We start from the raw sequence: 15,486 nt of genomic DNA, 5'->3' as shown, positions 1-15,486 counted from the left end.
GTCAATGCTTGCGTGCCGCTCGCCACGCGACCCACAGCTTGCGGATCGGCGTGAGCGCGATGCGTTGATGCAGCACGTGATAACCGTCGCGCTCGATTTCTTCGAGCAGCGCCAGCGCCAACGCCGCCAACGCGCGCAGCGTGCTCTGCGAATGACGCTCGCCCGCGGGCAGACCGTCGAGCGCCCCTCGAATCGCATCGCGGGCGCGCGTGGTCTGAAAGCGCATCAGTTCCGTGAACGCGTCCGTGTATTTACGGTTGATCAGATCGGCAGCCGTCACGTTGTAGCGCTGCATTTCGTCGATGGGGATGTAGATGCGTCCGTGGCGCGCGTCGTTGCCGAGTTCCACGACGATCTGCGCGAGCATCAGCGCCTCGCCGAGCGGCGCGGCCCACGACGACGCCTGCGACGGATCGCGCGCCGTCGCTCGCGCAACCACCGACGCGAACGTGCCACCGACGCCAGCCATATAGCGACGCAGATTCGGGTAGTCGAGGTAGCGGGCCTGGTCGAGATCCATCTCGAAGCCGGCGATCATCGCTTGCAGCGCCGGGTACTCGGCCTGCACGTCGGGCAAATGCGCGGCAAGCGCTTGCGATACGGGATGCGTCGGCTCACCGGCGGCGAGCGCGGCCGCTTCCTTTTGCCACCAGGCGAGTTTCGTGCGGCCGACGGTCGGGTCGGTGGTTTCCTTCACCGTTTCTTCAAACTCGCGGCGCAGCGCAAACAGTGCAGTAAGCAGCCGTTGCCGCGCGACGGGCGCCTGGCGCAGCGCGTAGTAAGTGCTCGAACCGGGAGGCGCTGCTTTTTGCAGGCAATATTCGTCGAAATTCACGGGATTCGCTTGGGGAATGCGGGCGCACACGGCTGTGCGCGAAAGGCCGAAAATTGTAGCATCGACGGCATTCGACAGATGCAGACAAGCGCAGACCAATCGGTTAGAATCTCGCGCTTACGCTTTCGGGCGCGCATTTTCAATGCAGACGTTCGCGGCTCGGCGAGTCGGTTCCGGCACGTTCAGAGTCCTCCGCGCGAATGACATTGCGGTGAAAAAAGCGGCGTTCGGCCGCTGGCGAAATATCGGGCGCCGCAGGTTTGCGGCAACACCCGGCTGCGAGGATGGCGAAATTGGTAGACGCACCAGGTTTAGGTCCTGACGCCCGCAAGGGTGTAGGGGTTCGAGTCCCCTTCCTCGCACCATTGAAAATCAATCAAACCCAATACAATCAAACATTTATAAGTCTTTTTTTGGGTTTTTTGGGCTGTTAAAAAACTAGCCTGTTTTTGCCAGTTTTCACCCGCATTTGCCGGGGAATTTGACAGCATTTCCCGGATGGTTCGCTTCCACCAATTTACGCAGTCGATCATAAGTCTGGCTGTACCGGTAATGCGGGATCAGGTGCCTCAGCATGATGACATCGATGTTCAGCGGTCGCTTGTCCCGGTCGTGATTGAGGGGTGGCTTGAATATCCGAATGCAGGCGTCTTCATACGCCTGGAGCGGATGTAGGTCGGTCGGCAGAAACATGACATCGTCGAATTCCTTGATGTTGATGTGCTGCGCGAGCCGACGGTAGATGTCCTCGGTGTTGCCGATGTATTGAATCTGGCCGCGCTTCATCAAAAAGTAAATGCCACGACGTGCGGTCAAAATCGGAACCTGACTAAGTCCAGCGGACTCAAGGAGCTTTCCGTGCATCACCGCCATTTTGTTCCCCGTATTCGGCGGCGAACTTCTCCACCGCCTTATTGCCCGCTTCGGTGTCTGCCGAAGGCATCCAACGGCCATGCACGCGCGCGATCATTGTCCAGTCCGCGTGCCCCATCTGGTTCGCCACCCACATCGGTGTTCACCCGCTGAGAGCATCATTGACGCGTACGTGTGATGCGTCTGATAGGGCCGGCGATAGCGCACGCCCGCGCGCTTCAGCGCGGTCTGCCATACCTTCCAGATTTGCGGCGGCCCTGTGAACCGCTTACGCGTCGTCAGGTTGACGAAGACCGGGCCATCGGCCTCGGCGAGGAACGTCATTGCCTTCTGTGCCTGGAGCGCGGCGAGCGCCGGCGCGAGCAGCCGCATCTCGCCCGAGGCCGGGTGTTGGGTGAGCACTTCAATGAGCGCACCGACCGCCCAGCCGCCGCCAGGCAGTTCCTGCGACAGGTTGGCGTAGCCGGTGTCCACCGTCGACACGCGTCCGCGCGCAAGCTGGTTGCTGTGCCAAAGGAACGAATGAATGTCTTCCGGGTGATCGGATTGAAGGGTGTTCATGCGGCCATAATACTGTGTTTTTATACAGTATCGTCAAGCGTGCTTGACATGACCAAATAAAAGACCTACTGTTTGGTCTCGTAGAAGTAACTCATTGACTGATTGAACGACCGAACGAGCCATGGAAAGCATCCTTGCCCGCACCTCGATTGGCATCAGCGAACTCAAGGTCAATCCGACCGCAACAATCGAGCAAGCTGAAGGGCCGGTCGCGGTGCTTAATCGTAATAAGCCGGTCGCGTACCTGATTCCCGCCGACGAGTGGGAGCGGATCTGCGACAGACTCGAAGACATCGAGCTGGCGGAGATCGTCAGGGCGCGAAGCGGCGAAAAAGCCGTGAGCGTAAATTTTGAAGACCTATAAGCTGCAGTTTCTTGAACCTGCGTTGAAAGAGTGGGAGAAGCTAGACAACACGGTGCGCGCGCAGTTCAAGCGCAAACTGGCCGAGAGGCTGGATAATCCGCGAGTCGAATCGGCGCGTCTAAGCACGATGCCGGATTGCTACAAGATCAAACTCGCCGCAATTGGCTATCGGATGGTGTATCAGGTGGTCGATAGCACTGTGACGGTGATTGTAGTGTCGGTGGGAAAGCGAGAGCGCAGTCAGGTATACGCCGCAGCGATTGCCCGCTTGAAGTGAATGAGGCCCGCTTCGGCGGGCTTTTCTATTGCCAGCATTTTGCCAGCATCGCCGAACAGAGCCTTTATCTACAATAAATTGTAGGGGTTCGAGTCCCCTTCGTCGCACCACTTCTTTTACGCAGCACCCTATAGAAACCCCGCTCGTCGCTGACCAGCGGGGTTTTTGTTTTTGCACCGCGCGCTCAGCGATGCGCATTTCGCCGCAAGACCGCGCGCGACGCTCATCGAGCACCACCACACTTTGCACTCGAAATCGACGCGCACAAAAAACCCCGCACGAGGGCGGGGCATCGGCCATCACACTGACGGTTCGCCGCTGCTTAGTGGCAGCGCTTCTCCCAGTGATGATGCACGCGTACCTTGTGGCACACGGGATGATGATGGTCATACGCGAATGCCGACGACATGCCGGCAAAACCAGCGGCTGCGGCGATCAGCGCCAGAACAACCTTCTTCATTTTTCGATCCTCGAGGTCAGAGAAAAAGCGAGCCGTCATCGTAGCAAGCCAGCATTACGATTTCCTTCAGCCTCGGTGCTATGCAACGCGTTTTGCACTGCATTTACAGGGCGTTTCGTCGCAGGTCCTGGCATCCGGTTGCGGGTGCAACGAGATCATCGCGCTGTTTTGAGGCGATGCGCGCGGTCCGTGAAATGACCGATGCCCGCGAAAAGGCGATGGGCGTCGGGGATGACATGCTGGCTAGAACGCTGAGTATTCTGTGGATTCGACCGGCTGTTCAGGCGCTCCGCGATCGTCATCTATCGCGCACTGCGCGATGCACATCGGGTGATGCACTTGCATACGACTGCGGGCCTCACCGCTGCCTGTTCGTCTCAAGCGCGGCTAGAAAACTTCTATGCGGGCGCGGCCGCACGAGATGTTCGGGCGTCGACTCAGAATGCGCTCCTCTGTGCGCGTGGTTGCGAATCCTGGCTGGCCGGCTGGATGAAGAGGATCGATCCTTTCCTGGCGATTTCAGAATCGACCCATGTTCAGTGCGTGCGCGAAGGCAGCGCCATCCGACACGCATGCAGGCCCAATGGCTTGTGAATGAGTGTTTAAGGAATTATGAAACGGCGAAGTCAACGGCGCAGCCAATGCGCCGTCGATCGACAGGCTTGAACGCGTGGTCTGACGGGAGTGCTTCGTCAAGCTGCTATTCGGCGTTTCGCGCGATCGCGCTTTCGATCACCTTGTCGAGCGCCTCGCTGAGCGCGATCTTTTGGCGATCGTCGAGGCAGTCGAACAGATCGCTGTTCCACTTGCGCGCGATGGGCATGATCTTGCGATACAGAGCGCGGCCTTCCGTCGTCAACGAGACGAGCACGACACGGCCATCCTGCGCGCTCGCTTCGCGTTGCACGAGTCCTTGTCTGATCAACGCTTCTGCTGCGCGGCTCGCCTGACTCTTGTCGAGGTTCGCGTGGCGCGCGAGGTCCATGATCGAGAAAGGCCCGAATGATCCGACCGAGGCAATCACGCGCGCTTCGGGCAGCGTCACGTCGAGCTTGGCCATATACCGTTCGCTGATGCCACGCTCGGAAAGTTTATTCAGCACGTGCAGACGGTACGTCAGAAACTGTTCGAGTCCGGCTTTATCGGAGGCCTTCATGGTCTTCCTGTTGTGAGTGGATGCAGTCCCGCGATGTGATTGTTGCTGCATCCGCTCGCGCGGTCAACGCGGGCCATACCTTAGTCGCGTCATCTGCTCGGCTTCGTTCGCGAGAAGGATGGCCGCGTCGCGGATCGCCACTTCGAGCGTGATGGGACCGGGAGCCGGCGAGAAGCACCCGCTGAAGTGCTCGGCGAGTTTCGGCAACGCGGCAGGATCGACTGCACCCGATAGCAGCGTGGCCGGCACGCCCGCCGCACGCGCATGGCGGCAGGCGATGAACGGCGCCTTGCCATGCAGCGTCTGCACGTCGGAGCGGCCTTCGCCCGTGATTAGCCAGTTGGCGCCTTCGAGCGCCGCATCGAGAGCGATCTCGCGCGCAACCACTTCAGCGCCCGGCTCGAAGTCGGCGCCTAGCATATGCAGCGCGAAGCCGAGGCCGCCCGCGGCACCGGCGCCAGGCTCGTTGCGCGCGACACGATTCATCGCCGGTTCGACGAGGTCGGCGAAGCGCGCGAGGGCAGCGTCGATGATCGCGACCTGCTCCGGCGTCGCGCCTTTCTGCGGACCAAAGATTGCCGTAGCGCCATGGTCGCCCGTCAGCGGATTGTCGACGTCCGACATGCCGATGAAGGCGGTTTCTCGCAGACGCGCATCGAGCCCCGATGCGTCGACGCGCGCCAGTTGCGCAAGCTGTTCGGGCGTCGGGTCGAGCTCATGTCCTTGGGCGTCGAACAGCTTGAGTCCGAGGCCGACCAGCAAACCGGAGCCGCCGTCGTTCGTGCTGCTGCCGCCCAGCGCGATGAAGAAGCGCCGCACGCCCGCGTCGAGCAGCGAGCGGATCGCTTCGCCCATGCCGCGCGTGCTGCGCTTTTCGACGGCGACACCCATACCGACGGGATCTGTAATGCCGACAATCTCCGCCGTTTCGATGATCGCGCTGCCATCGGCGAGGAGCCCCGTTGCGGCTTCGCGCGACAGGCCCGCGGCGCCGCGCACCGTGAGCATGCGGCGCTCGCCGCCGCGCGTGAGCATCGCGTCGAGCGTGCCTTCGCCGCCGTCCGCCATCGCGCAGACGCGGATGGTCGCATCGGCTCGCGCGCGCAAGATGCCCGTCGCGATGGACTGCGCGACCTGCTCGGCGGACAACGAACCTTTGAATGAGTCGGGTGCAATGACGACGATGGGCGCGGGCAGCGTATTCGGCATGGTGTCTCTGTTGAATTGGAATGGAAGCCATCGACGCGATCACGCGATGCGATGTAGAGCGGCCGGAACGCCTCTGCGCGTGCAGCAACGTGTCGGGTTGTGGTGAAGCTTATCAGCATGCGGAGCGCGACTGAATATACCGGAAGGTATAGGCAGAATTGACTTTGCTTCACAGATGCGGCGCGCGTCAGGATGAGGCAAAAGCGCATGCGTCGTTCTGCGCTACAGGTCAGATCGGAGTGCGCAAGCCGCTCGAAATCCGCGAAACTGCGAATCGCGGCTAGGCGTGCAAATAGTTTGCTAGAATATTTGGCTCTCTGACCCAAACTGTGCTGCCGGCGGCCTCGCAGCCCGCGGCGAGAGGCACGCGATCGATGTCACACGTGAGTGAGCGAAGCGACGCGGCGACCCTGCGCTAAAGCGAATGCAAAACGCAGTGTCGGGCGCAAGACGCAAAGCGGACATCGACAGGCGGCGCAGACAAGATAACTGATTCGCTCGAATAATTTTAGGACGATTGAAGCCATGGCTAACGTTGTTGAAAACCTCGGCAAGCTCGAACGCCGCGTGACGATTTCCCTGCCGAAGGACACCGTGCAGAAGGAAGTGGACGCGCGTATCCGTCAACTCGCGAAGAACGTGCGCATGCCGGGTTTCCGCCCGGGCAAGGTGCCGCTCAAGATGGTGACGCAGCAGTATGCGGGTCAGGTGGAAGCCGAAGTGCTGAGCGACAAGGTTGGCAAGGAGTTCTTCGACATCAGCCGCGCGGAGAACCTGCGCGTCGCTGGCCAGCCGAGCTTCAGCCCGAAGGCGGATGCTGCGGAAGGCGCCTACGCATTCGACGCCACGTTCGAGGTTTACCCGGAAGTGAAGCTGGGCGATGTGGCGACGGCTGAAATCGAGCGCACGAAGACCACGATCAGCGACGCGGAAATCGACCGCACGCTGGACATCCTGCGCAAGCAGCGCGTGCACTTCCACGCTCGCGGCGAAGCCGGAGAGCATGGCGACGGCGGCGCGGATACGACAGCGAAGGACGGCGACCGCGTGACGGTCGACTTCGTCGGCAAGATCGACGGCGAAGCATTCCAGGGAGGCAGCGCGGACGACTTCGCGTTTGTCCTGGGTGAAGGCCGCATGCTGCCGGAATTCGAAAAGGCAGCGCTCGGCCTGAAGGTCGGCGAGTCGAAGGAATTCGACCTGAACTTCCCCGAGGACTATCACGGCAAGGAAGTCGCCGGCAAGACTGCGCAATTCACGATCACGATGAAGAAGATCGAGTGGCCGCATCTGCCGGAAATCGACGGCGAGTTCGCCAAGTCGCTCGGCATCGAAGACGGCGATCTGACGAAGATGCGCAATGAAATCAAGGACAACCTCGAGCGCGAAGCAAAGCGTCGCACGCAGGCTGTCGTGAAGAACCAGGTAATGGATGCACTGCTGAAGATCTCCGAACTCGACGTGCCGAAGGCGCTGATCGAGCAGGACCAGCAGCGCCTCGTCGAAATGGCGCGCCAGGACCTGGCGCAGCGCGGCGTGCCGAACGCGAAGGACGCACCGATTCCCGCCGAAATGTTCGCCGAGCAGGCCGAGCGCCGCGTGAAGCTGGGCCTCGTGCTGGCCGAGCTGGTGAAGGCCAATGAGCTGCAGGCGAAGCCCGAGCAGATTCGCGCGGAAGTCGACGAATTCGCGAAGAGCTACGAAGACCCGAAGGAAGTCGTCCGCTGGTATTATTCGAACCAGCAACGCCTTGCCGAGATGGAAGCGTATGTCGTTGAATCCAACGTCGTCGATTTCGTGCTGAGCAAGGCGAAGGTGACGGACAAGGAAGTGAGCTTCGAAGAGCTGGCAAGCGCGACCGCGCAAGCTTAAGCATCGCTGCAACGGCGTGCCGGCTGTCCGAGCGACGGCCCGCACGCCGTTTTTACGTGCGGAGAAACCGTACCGATGGCCGATTCATGCTAAAAGAACGCTTGTCGGCGGTTTTCGCACTTGAAGAAGTGCGCGGCCGCACCCAATTGTCCAGAACCGGTTATCAGAACATTTCCTGACAAGGATCCATTGCATGACCTTTCGCGCTCAAATGCTGGACACGTTGACCTCCCAGTCATCACGGGATCGGGATCTCGAAGCGCAAGCGCTCGGCCTCGTGCCGATCGTCGTTGAAACGAGCGGTCGCGGCGAACGTTCTTACGACATCTACTCGCGCCTGCTGAAGGAGCGCGTGGTTTTCCTGGTCGGCGAAGTGAACGATCAGACGGCGAACCTCGTGATCGCGCAGTTGCTGTTCCTCGAAAGCGAAAACCCGGACAAGGACATCAGCTTCTACATCAATAGCCCGGGTGGCTCGGTGTCGGCAGGCATGGCGATCTACGACACGATGCAGTTCATCAAGCCGGACGTTTCGACGCTGTGCATGGGTCTTGCGGCTAGCATGGGCGCGTTCCTGCTCGCGGCGGGCGCGAAGGGCAAGCGTTTTGCGCTGCCGAATGCGCGCGTGATGATCCACCAGCCGCTGGGCGGCGCACGCGGCCAGGCATCGGACATCGAAATTCAGGCACGCGAAATCCTGTACCTGAAGGAGCGTCTGAACCAGTTGCTGTCGCATCACACCGGTCAACCCGTCGAACGCATCCAGCGCGACACGGACCGCGATAATTTCATGTCGGGCGACGACGCGCAGGCGTATGGTCTCGTCGATCAGGTCCTGCATAAGCGTCCGTAAAAATTCGCTGAAACATGACTGATCCGGGGCGCTTTTCCTTCAAATTGGGGGAAGAGCGCCGGCGCAAAACCTTGTGAAATAATAAGACCCGTCTGAACGCCTGCGGCAAACGCCGTCACAGCTTTTGCGCATCCGTCCTACCCCGAACTGAACGGGGTGGGCAAACGGCGTATCATGTCATTCGAGTGTCCGGAGGCTCACACATCTATGGCGGACAAAAAAGGTTCTAACAGCGAAAAGCTGTTGTATTGCTCGTTCTGCGGTAAGAGTCAGCATGAAGTCAAAAAGCTGATTGCTGGCCCGTCGGTATTCATTTGCGATGAATGTATCGACCTTTGCAACGAGATCATTCGCGACGAAGCAGCGGGCGCGGGTCTGGAGACAGGCCTGTCTAAGTCCGATCTGCCGAGTCCTCAGGAAATCCGCGAAATCCTCGATCAATACGTGATCGGGCAGGAACGCGCGAAGAAAATTCTCGCGGTCGCGGTGTACAACCACTACAAGCGTCTCAAGCATCTCGACAAGAAGGACGATGTCGAGTTGTCGAAGAGCAACATCCTGCTGATCGGCCCGACGGGCTCCGGCAAGACGCTGCTCGCGCAGACGCTTGCGCGTCTTCTGAACGTCCCGTTCGTGATCGCCGACGCGACCACGCTGACGGAAGCCGGCTACGTCGGCGAAGATGTCGAAAACATCATTCAGAAGCTGCTGCAAAACTGCAATTACGAGGTCGACAAGGCCCAGCGCGGCATCGTCTACATCGACGAAATCGACAAGATCAGCCGCAAATCGGATAACCCGTCGATCACCCGCGACGTGTCCGGTGAAGGCGTGCAACAGGCGCTGCTGAAGCTGGTCGAGGGCACGATGGCGTCGGTACCGCCGCAAGGTGGCCGTAAGCATCCGAACCAGGATTTCATCCAGGTCGACACGACCAACATCCTGTTCATTTGCGGCGGCGCGTTCGATGGTCTCGAAAAAGTCATCGTCGATCGTACGGAAAAAACGGGGATCGGTTTCGGCGCGAGTGTCAAGAGCAAGCAGGACCGCGACGCGGGCGAGGTGCTGCGCGAAGTCGAACCGGAAGATCTCATCAAATTCGGCCTGATTCCAGAACTGATCGGCCGTCTGCCCGTCGTGGCGACGCTCGGCAAGCTCGATGAAGCCGCGCTGATGAAGATTCTGGTCGAACCGAAGAATGCGCTCGTGAAGCAGTACCACAAACTGTTCAACATGGAGCGCGTCGAGCTGGAAATCCGTCCGGCTGCGTTGCAGGCCGTTGCGCGCAAGGCGATCCGCCGTAAGACGGGGGCACGTGGCTTGCGCTCGATTCTGGAACAGGCGTTGCTCGACGTCATGTACGAACTGCCGGCAATGAAGGGCGTCAGCAAAGTCATTATTGACGACAATGTCATTGATGGTGACGGAAAGCCGCTATTGATCTACGAAGACGCTCCGAAGGTGGCGGGCTCGAATTGATCGGCTTCCCGACTGTTGAAAAAAAGCCGTTCATGGCGCGTGAACGGCTTTTTTCGTTTATCGTGTCGTCAGGACGGAATGTTTTTCTGGAGTCACTGAACTTTTCCCACACGCGAAGGCTTGCAATCGTTTTATGCGGCCTCAACTACCGAACAAACTGATTCCACTCATGGGGAAATGAAATGTCAGGAACCCAACTCCTCCCGCCGGAACGCGTCACACTTCCGCTGCTCCCGCTGCGCGATGTAGTCGTTTTCCCGCACATGGTGATTCCGCTCTTCGTGGGTCGCCCTAAGTCAATCAAGGCGTTGGAAGCCGCGATGGAAGGCGGCAAGCACATCATGCTTGTCGCGCAGAAGACGGCGGCCAAAGATGAGCCGACCGAAAAAGACATGTATGAAGTAGGGTGTGTCGCCAACATCCTGCAAATGCTGAAGCTGCCCGACGGCACCGTGAAGGTACTGGTCGAAGGCCTTCAGCGCGCGAAAACGCTGACGGTCGAAGAGCAGGAAACGCAATTCTCGTGCGAAGTCATGCCGCTCGAGCCCGACCACGCCGACAGTGCCGAAACGGAAGCGCTGCGCCGCGCGATCGTGTCGCAGTTCGACCAGTACGTGAAGCTGAACAAGAAGATCCCGCCGGAAATTCTGACGTCACTGTCGGGCATCGACGAAGCCGGTCGTCTCGCCGATACCATCGCCGCGCACCTGCCGCTCAAGCTCGACCAGAAGCAGCAGATCCTCGAAATGTTCCCGGTCATCGAGCGCCTCGAGCATCTGCTCGCGCAACTCGAAGCTGAGATCGACATCCTGCAGGTCGAAAAGCGCATCCGTGGACGCGTCAAGCGTCAGATGGAGAAGAGCCAGCGCGAGTACTACCTGAACGAACAGGTCAAGGCGATCCAGAAGGAACTGGGCGAAGGCGAAGAGGGCGCCGATCTCGAAGAACTCGAGAAGCGCATCACGGCCGCTCGCATGCCGAAGGAAGCGAAGAAGAAGGCCGACGCCGAGCTGAAGAAGCTCAAGCTGATGTCGCCGATGTCTGCGGAAGCGACGGTCGTGCGCAACTACATCGATACGCTGATCGGCCTGCCGTGGCGCAAGAAGAGCAAGGTCAACAACGACCTGTCGAATGCGGAACGTGTGCTGGACGAAGACCACTTCGGACTCGAAAAGGTCAAGGAACGCATTCTCGAATACCTCGCGGTCCAACAGCGCGTGGACAAGGTGAAGGCGCCGATCCTGTGCCTCGTGGGGCCGCCGGGCGTCGGCAAGACGTCGCTGGGCCAGTCGATTGCGCGTGCAACGAACCGCAAGTTCGTGCGCATGGCGCTGGGCGGCGTGCGTGACGAAGCTGAGATTCGCGGCCACCGTCGTACGTACATCGGTTCGATGCCGGGCAAAATCCTGCAGAGCCTGACCAAGGTCGGCGTGCGCAATCCGCTGTTCCTGCTCGACGAAGTCGACAAGATGGGCATGGATTTCCGCGGCGATCCGTCGTCGGCGTTGCTCGAAGTGCTCGATCCGGAACAGAACCACACGTTCGCCGACCACTATGTCGAAGTCGACTTCGACCTGTCGGATGTGATGTTCGTCGCGACGTCGAACTCGCTGAACATTCCGCCGCCGCTGCTCGACCGGATGGAAGTGATCCGCCTGTCGGGTTATACGGAAGACGAGAAGGTCAGCATCGCGCAACGTTATCTGCTGCCGAAGCAGAAGAAGAACAACGGCCTCAAGGCTGGCGAGATCGAAGTCACGGAAGCCGCAATCCGCGACATCATCCGCTACTACACGCGTGAAGCGGGCGTGCGTTCGCTCGAGCGCGAAGTGTCGAAGATCTGCCGCAAGGTCGTGAAGATGCTTCTGTTGAAGAAGGCAGACAACGTGGTCACGGTCGACGGCAACAACCTCGACACGTTCCTCGGCGTGCGCAAGTACGACTTCGGTCTGGCCGCGAAGGAAAACCAGATCGGTCAGGTCACGGGCCTCGCGTGGACGGAAGTCGGCGGCGATCTGCTGACGATCGAAGCAGCCGTGATGCCGGGCAAGGGCAACGTGATCCGCACGGGTTCGCTCGGCGACGTGATGAAGGAATCCGTTGAAGCCGCGCGTTCGGTGGTGCGCTCGCGCTCGCGCCGCCTGGGCATCAAGGATGAAGCGTTCGAGAAGCAGGACATCCACATCCACGTGCCGGAAGGCGCGACGCCGAAGGACGGTCCGTCCGCCGGTATTGCGATGACGACGGCGCTGGTGTCGGTGCTCACGGGCATTCCCGTGCGCGCAGATGTCGCGATGACGGGCGAAATCACGCTGCGCGGCGAAGTGCTGCCGATCGGCGGGCTGAAGGAAAAGCTGCTGGCAGCGCATCGCGGCGGCATCAAGCTCGTGCTGATTCCGGAAGAAAACGTCAAGGATCTGACGGAGATTCCGGACAACGTGAAGAACGCAATCGAAATCGTCCCTGTTCGCTGGATCGACAAGGTCCTCGAGCTGGCGCTCGAACGCGTGCCGTCGCCGTTGCCTGAAGAAGAGCCGAAGGCGGCTGCGCCCGTCGGCGAATCGAAGGATGCCGGCGCCAGCGATGTCGTGAAGCACTAAGCACCCTGATTAGCCGGCGGCAGCCGGCGCTGTCAGCAAGCAAAAACCCGCGGCTTGATCCGCGGGTTTTTTATTTCCATATGCCGAAGAAAGTGCGCAAACGTTTTTTCGTGTGGGCTCTCCCAAATACCGTTGTTAACCGGCCGGATTAGTTGCATCTGCATCGGTCTCTTTGCAAGATTTTGTCATCGACAAGCCTTCGACGTACCCTTCGAATCAGGCCCAACCCCGCTTGACACAAGGGTTTCGGCCCATTCTAATGAGTGGCCGGCAAAATATGCCGTGCCGCAGATAACCGGGCGCTTAAGCGCTTTCATGATTGCCCAACTACACACTCGGGGGCTTTAAATGAATAAAACGGAATTAATCGATCACATCGCACAGCAAGCCGACATTTCGAAAGCGGCAGCGGGCCGTGCGCTGGATGCCGTGATCGGTGGCGTCAAAGGCACGTTGAAAAAGGGCGGTTCGGTCACGCTGGTCGGTTTCGGCACGTTCGCCGTCGGCAAGCGCACGGCTCGCACGGGCCGCAATCCGCGCACGGGCGCGGCGATCAAGATCAAGGCGGCCAAGGTCCCGAAATTTAGGCCTGGCAAAGCGCTGAAGGATGCGTTAAACTAATGGGCTCGCTGCTTGATGAAACTACCGGTGTAAATCGGCATGAGCAACTAGGCGGCGGCAATCTCGGAGCGGGTGCTTAGCTCAGTTGGTAGAGCGGCGCCCTTACAAGGCGTAGGTCGGGAGTTCGAGCCTCTCAGCACCCACCAGTTCCAGATTGGAGTGACACGCTGCGGCATATGCAGCAAAAGGAGTGGTAGTTCAGTCGGTTAGAATACCGGCCTGTCACGCCGGGGGTCGCGGGTTCGAGTCCCGTCCACTCCGCCAGTATCCTAGAAAGGCGAACTCCGGTTCGCCTTTTTTATTGCCCGCTGTTGTACTATCGGGCGTTCCGTTTTTGGCACTGACTATTGCCTCTTCAAGCATGCTCGATTTCTTCCGCAATCACCAACGTCTGATGATGTTCATGCTCATCCTGGTCATTCTGCCGGGCTTGGGCTTTGTGGGTATCCAGGGCTTCCGCGGTTTCTTTGACGAGAGCTCGAATGTCGCGAGCGTCAACGGCCACAAGATCACGCGCGGCGAATTTGACAACGCGTGGCGCCAGCAGATGGACCGCGCGCGTCAGATGCTCGGCGCCCAGTTCGACTCGAAGGTATTCGACACGCCGGAGCGCCGCAAGGACATGCTCGACGGCCTGATTCAACAGCGCGTGCTCGCCGACGAAACGCAACGCCTGCATCTGACGGTCTCCGACGATGCACTGCGCCGCGCGCTGCTCGCCGACCCCGTGATCGGTTCGTTGAAGAACCCCGACGGCTCGATCGACCTCAACAAATACAAAGAACTCCTCGCGATGCAGGGCCTCACGCCCGATCAATACCAGGAGCAGATCCGCTACAGCATGGCGATGCAGCAGTTGCCGGCCGTGATCACGCAAACGGCGTTCACGCCGAAGACGCTCGCCCAGCATCTGACCGAACTCGCCGAGCAGCAGCGCGAAGTGCAGGGTCTCGCATTCCACGCGAAGGAGTACGAGTCGAAGGTGCAGCCGACCGACGCGCAAATCCAGGCGTACTACGACGCGCACAGCAATGACTTTGCGACGCCCGCGACGGCGACGATCCAGTACCTTGTGATGTCGCCGGCCACGCTCGCTGCGTCGACGAATCCGAGCGACGCGGACCTCAAGAAGTACTACGACGACAACATCGCGCACTTCCGCACGACGGCCGAAGTGCGCGCGAGCCACATCCTGATCGCGGCGCCGAAGGATGCGAGTGCTGCCGACAAGGACAAGGCGAAGCAGAAAGCGCAACAGATCCTCGCACAGGTCAAGGCGCATCCTGATCAGTTCGCGCAGCTCGCGCAGCAGGATTCGCAAGATCCGGGTTCGGCGTCGAAGGGCGGCGACCTCGGCTATTTCGGCCCGGGCATGATCGCGGGCGGCAAGGCGTTCGACGATGCCGTCTTCAAGATGAAGAAGGACGAGATCAGCGATCTGATCCAGTCGGACTTCGGTTATCACATCGTCAAGGTGACGGACGTGAAGCCGTCGGTGACGAAGCCCTTCGACGAAGTGAAGGACTCGATTGCGAAGGACCTGAAGATGCAGCTTGCGGCCAAGGCATTCAGCGACGATTCGGAAGGCTTCACGTCGACCGTCTACGAACAGGCGAAGAGCCTGCAGCCGGCCGCGGACAAGTACAAGCTGCAGATCCAGACCGCGACGGTCACGCCGAAGGCCAACACCGCGCTGCCGCCGGATAGCCCGCTGAACAGCGCGAAGTTCCTCGCTGCCGTCTTTGCGAACGATTCGGTGAAGGATCGCAACAACACGCAGGCCATCGACGTCGGCAGCAACACGCTGATCGCCGCGCACGTGACCGACTACAAGCCGGCCGCCGTGCCCGCGCTCGCCGCGATCAAGGATGCCGTGCGTCAGAAGCTCGTCGTACAGCAGGCCGCCGAGCTGGCCCGCAAGGAAGGCGAAGCGAAGCTCGCCGATCTGCAGAAGTCGAAGTCGACAGACGGCTTCTCGTCCTCGCTGAAGGTGTCGCGCAACGCTGCGCAGGGCGTGCCGGCTGCCGCATTGGGTGCAATTTACAAGGCCGATGCCCAAAAGTTGCCGGCTTACGTCGGTGTCGATCTCGGTGCCGACGGCTACGTGATCTATCGCGTGAACGCCGTGGTTCCGCCGGCTCCGACCGACTCGAAGCGTCTCGCGGCTGCTCAGCAGCAGATCGCATCGGTGAACGCGCAAGCTGAAGCGGAGGCCTATCTGGACGCGCTGCGCGAGCGCTCGAAGGTGAAGATGTACGGCTCGCTAGAAAGCGGGCAGTCGGGCGAGTAAGCCCGCTTCGATGGATGCATGGAGCCGTTCCATATG

Annotated in this window: 14 protein-coding genes and 3 tRNA genes; 11 read left to right on the top strand and 6 right to left on the bottom strand. The window is 60.2% G+C overall.

The annotated features are described in order from the left end of the window. Nucleotide 1 precedes the first annotated feature (1 nt). Nucleotides 2-835 (bottom strand): squalene/phytoene synthase family protein, encoded by an 834-nt coding sequence (locus AABE10_RS17680; RefSeq protein WP_342934570.1) that lies wholly within the window; start codon nt 833-835, stop codon nt 2-4. 278 nt (nt 836-1,113) lie between these two features. Here AABE10_RS17680 and AABE10_RS17675 point away from each other — a divergent pair. Beyond that, nucleotides 1,114-1,200, top strand: a tRNA-Leu gene (locus AABE10_RS17675). A gap of 94 nt (nt 1,201-1,294) precedes the next feature. Here the strand turns inward: AABE10_RS17675 and AABE10_RS17670 are convergent. Further along, nucleotides 1,295-1,708, bottom strand: coding sequence for a hypothetical protein (locus tag AABE10_RS17670; RefSeq protein ID WP_342934569.1), 414 nt, complete (start codon nt 1,706-1,708; stop codon nt 1,295-1,297). Nucleotides 1,709-1,801: 93 nt separating this feature from the next. Beyond that, nucleotides 1,802-2,269: a hypothetical protein gene (locus AABE10_RS17665; protein WP_342934568.1), complete on the bottom strand. Its 468-nt coding sequence runs from the start codon at nt 2,267-2,269 to the stop codon at nt 1,802-1,804. A 121-nt stretch (nt 2,270-2,390) separates the two neighbouring features. Between AABE10_RS17665 and AABE10_RS17660 the strand changes: the two genes are divergently transcribed. Beyond that, complete coding sequence (locus AABE10_RS17660; protein ID WP_342934567.1) at nt 2,391-2,633, top strand: type II toxin-antitoxin system Phd/YefM family antitoxin; 243 nt, start codon at nt 2,391-2,393, stop codon at nt 2,631-2,633. Next, the gene (locus AABE10_RS17655) at nt 2,620-2,910 is read left to right on the top strand and encodes a type II toxin-antitoxin system RelE/ParE family toxin (RefSeq protein ID WP_342934566.1); all 291 of its coding nucleotides are present in this window, start codon (nt 2,620-2,622) and stop codon (nt 2,908-2,910) included. Before AABE10_RS17660 ends, AABE10_RS17655 begins: the two co-directional genes overlap by 14 nt. 322 nt (nt 2,911-3,232) lie before the next feature. On the opposite strand, the gene AABE10_RS17650 is transcribed toward AABE10_RS17655, so the two are convergent. The 3 genes from AABE10_RS17650 to AABE10_RS17640 all read right to left on the bottom strand — a co-directional run bounded on the left by AABE10_RS17650 (nt 3,233) and on the right by AABE10_RS17640 (nt 5,735). Further along, nucleotides 3,233-3,370 (bottom strand): hypothetical protein, encoded by a 138-nt coding sequence (locus tag AABE10_RS17650; protein ID WP_342934565.1) that lies wholly within the window; start codon nt 3,368-3,370, stop codon nt 3,233-3,235. Between the two features lie 700 nt (nt 3,371-4,070). Next, the gene (locus AABE10_RS17645; RefSeq protein ID WP_342934564.1) at nt 4,071-4,526 is read right to left on the bottom strand and encodes a MarR family transcriptional regulator; all 456 of its coding nucleotides are present in this window, start codon (nt 4,524-4,526) and stop codon (nt 4,071-4,073) included. 63 nt (nt 4,527-4,589) lie between these two features. Continuing rightward, on the bottom strand, nt 4,590-5,735 hold the full coding sequence (locus AABE10_RS17640; RefSeq protein ID WP_342934563.1) for a glycerate kinase: 1,146 nt from the start codon (nt 5,733-5,735) through the stop codon (nt 4,590-4,592). A 525-nt stretch (nt 5,736-6,260) separates the two neighbouring features. Between AABE10_RS17640 and tig the strand changes: the two genes are divergently transcribed. From tig to AABE10_RS17600, 8 genes are all read left to right on the top strand, one after another. Further along, the gene (gene tig, locus AABE10_RS17635) at nt 6,261-7,607 is read left to right on the top strand and encodes a trigger factor (protein ID WP_342934562.1); all 1,347 of its coding nucleotides are present in this window, start codon (nt 6,261-6,263) and stop codon (nt 7,605-7,607) included. A 193-nt stretch (nt 7,608-7,800) separates the two neighbouring features. Further along, the gene (gene clpP / locus AABE10_RS17630; RefSeq protein ID WP_007585897.1) at nt 7,801-8,460 is read left to right on the top strand and encodes an ATP-dependent Clp endopeptidase proteolytic subunit ClpP; all 660 of its coding nucleotides are present in this window, start codon (nt 7,801-7,803) and stop codon (nt 8,458-8,460) included. Between the two features lie 207 nt (nt 8,461-8,667). Next, nucleotides 8,668-9,939 (top strand): ATP-dependent Clp protease ATP-binding subunit ClpX, encoded by a 1,272-nt coding sequence (gene clpX, locus AABE10_RS17625; protein ID WP_342934561.1) that lies wholly within the window; start codon nt 8,668-8,670, stop codon nt 9,937-9,939. Between the two features lie 182 nt (nt 9,940-10,121). Beyond that, a complete protein-coding gene (gene lon, locus AABE10_RS17620) occupies nt 10,122-12,539 on the top strand; it encodes an endopeptidase La (protein WP_342934560.1) in 2,418 nt (805 codons plus the stop codon). Between the two features lie 348 nt (nt 12,540-12,887). After that, the gene (locus AABE10_RS17615; RefSeq protein WP_007585907.1) at nt 12,888-13,160 is read left to right on the top strand and encodes an HU family DNA-binding protein; all 273 of its coding nucleotides are present in this window, start codon (nt 12,888-12,890) and stop codon (nt 13,158-13,160) included. A gap of 70 nt (nt 13,161-13,230) precedes the next feature. Next, a tRNA-Val gene (locus AABE10_RS17610) sits at nt 13,231-13,306 on the top strand. Between the two features lie 41 nt (nt 13,307-13,347). After that, nucleotides 13,348-13,424 (top strand) — tRNA-Asp (locus tag AABE10_RS17605). 70 nt (nt 13,425-13,494) lie between these two features. Continuing rightward, nucleotides 13,495-15,450 (top strand): SurA N-terminal domain-containing protein, encoded by a 1,956-nt coding sequence (locus AABE10_RS17600; protein ID WP_342934559.1) that lies wholly within the window; start codon nt 13,495-13,497, stop codon nt 15,448-15,450. Nucleotides 15,451-15,486: the final 36 nt, after the last annotated feature.

The organism is Paraburkholderia diazotrophica (assembly GCF_038900755.1).
GTDB classification, from domain to species: Bacteria; Pseudomonadota; Gammaproteobacteria; order Burkholderiales; family Burkholderiaceae; genus Paraburkholderia; species Paraburkholderia diazotrophica_A.
This window is presented reverse-complemented; position numbering and strand designations above follow the sequence as displayed.

Bases quoted from the DNA above. Each gene is read 5' to 3' on its own strand.
- AABE10_RS17665 (WP_342934568.1), bottom strand. From the start codon at position 2,269: ATGAACACCCTTCAATCCGATCACCCGGAAGACATTCATTCGTTCCTT.
- AABE10_RS17660 (WP_342934567.1), top strand. From the start codon at position 2,391: ATGGAAAGCATCCTTGCCCGCACCTCGATTGGCATCAGCGAACTCAAG.
- lon (WP_342934560.1), top strand. From the start codon at position 10,122: ATGTCAGGAACCCAACTCCTCCCGCCGGAACGCGTCACACTTCCGCTG.
- clpP (WP_007585897.1), top strand. From the start codon at position 7,801: ATGACCTTTCGCGCTCAAATGCTGGACACGTTGACCTCCCAGTCATCA.
- AABE10_RS17645 (WP_342934564.1), bottom strand. From the start codon at position 4,526: ATGAAGGCCTCCGATAAAGCCGGACTCGAACAGTTTCTGACGTACCGT.
- AABE10_RS17615 (WP_007585907.1), top strand. From the start codon at position 12,888: ATGAATAAAACGGAATTAATCGATCACATCGCACAGCAAGCCGACATT.
- AABE10_RS17640 (WP_342934563.1), bottom strand. From the start codon at position 5,735: ATGCCGAATACGCTGCCCGCGCCCATCGTCGTCATTGCACCCGACTCA.
- AABE10_RS17650 (WP_342934565.1), bottom strand. From the start codon at position 3,370: ATGAAGAAGGTTGTTCTGGCGCTGATCGCCGCAGCCGCTGGTTTTGCC.
- tig (WP_342934562.1), top strand. From the start codon at position 6,261: ATGGCTAACGTTGTTGAAAACCTCGGCAAGCTCGAACGCCGCGTGACG.
- AABE10_RS17670 (WP_342934569.1), bottom strand. From the start codon at position 1,708: ATGGCGGTGATGCACGGAAAGCTCCTTGAGTCCGCTGGACTTAGTCAG.
- clpX (WP_342934561.1), top strand. From the start codon at position 8,668: ATGGCGGACAAAAAAGGTTCTAACAGCGAAAAGCTGTTGTATTGCTCG.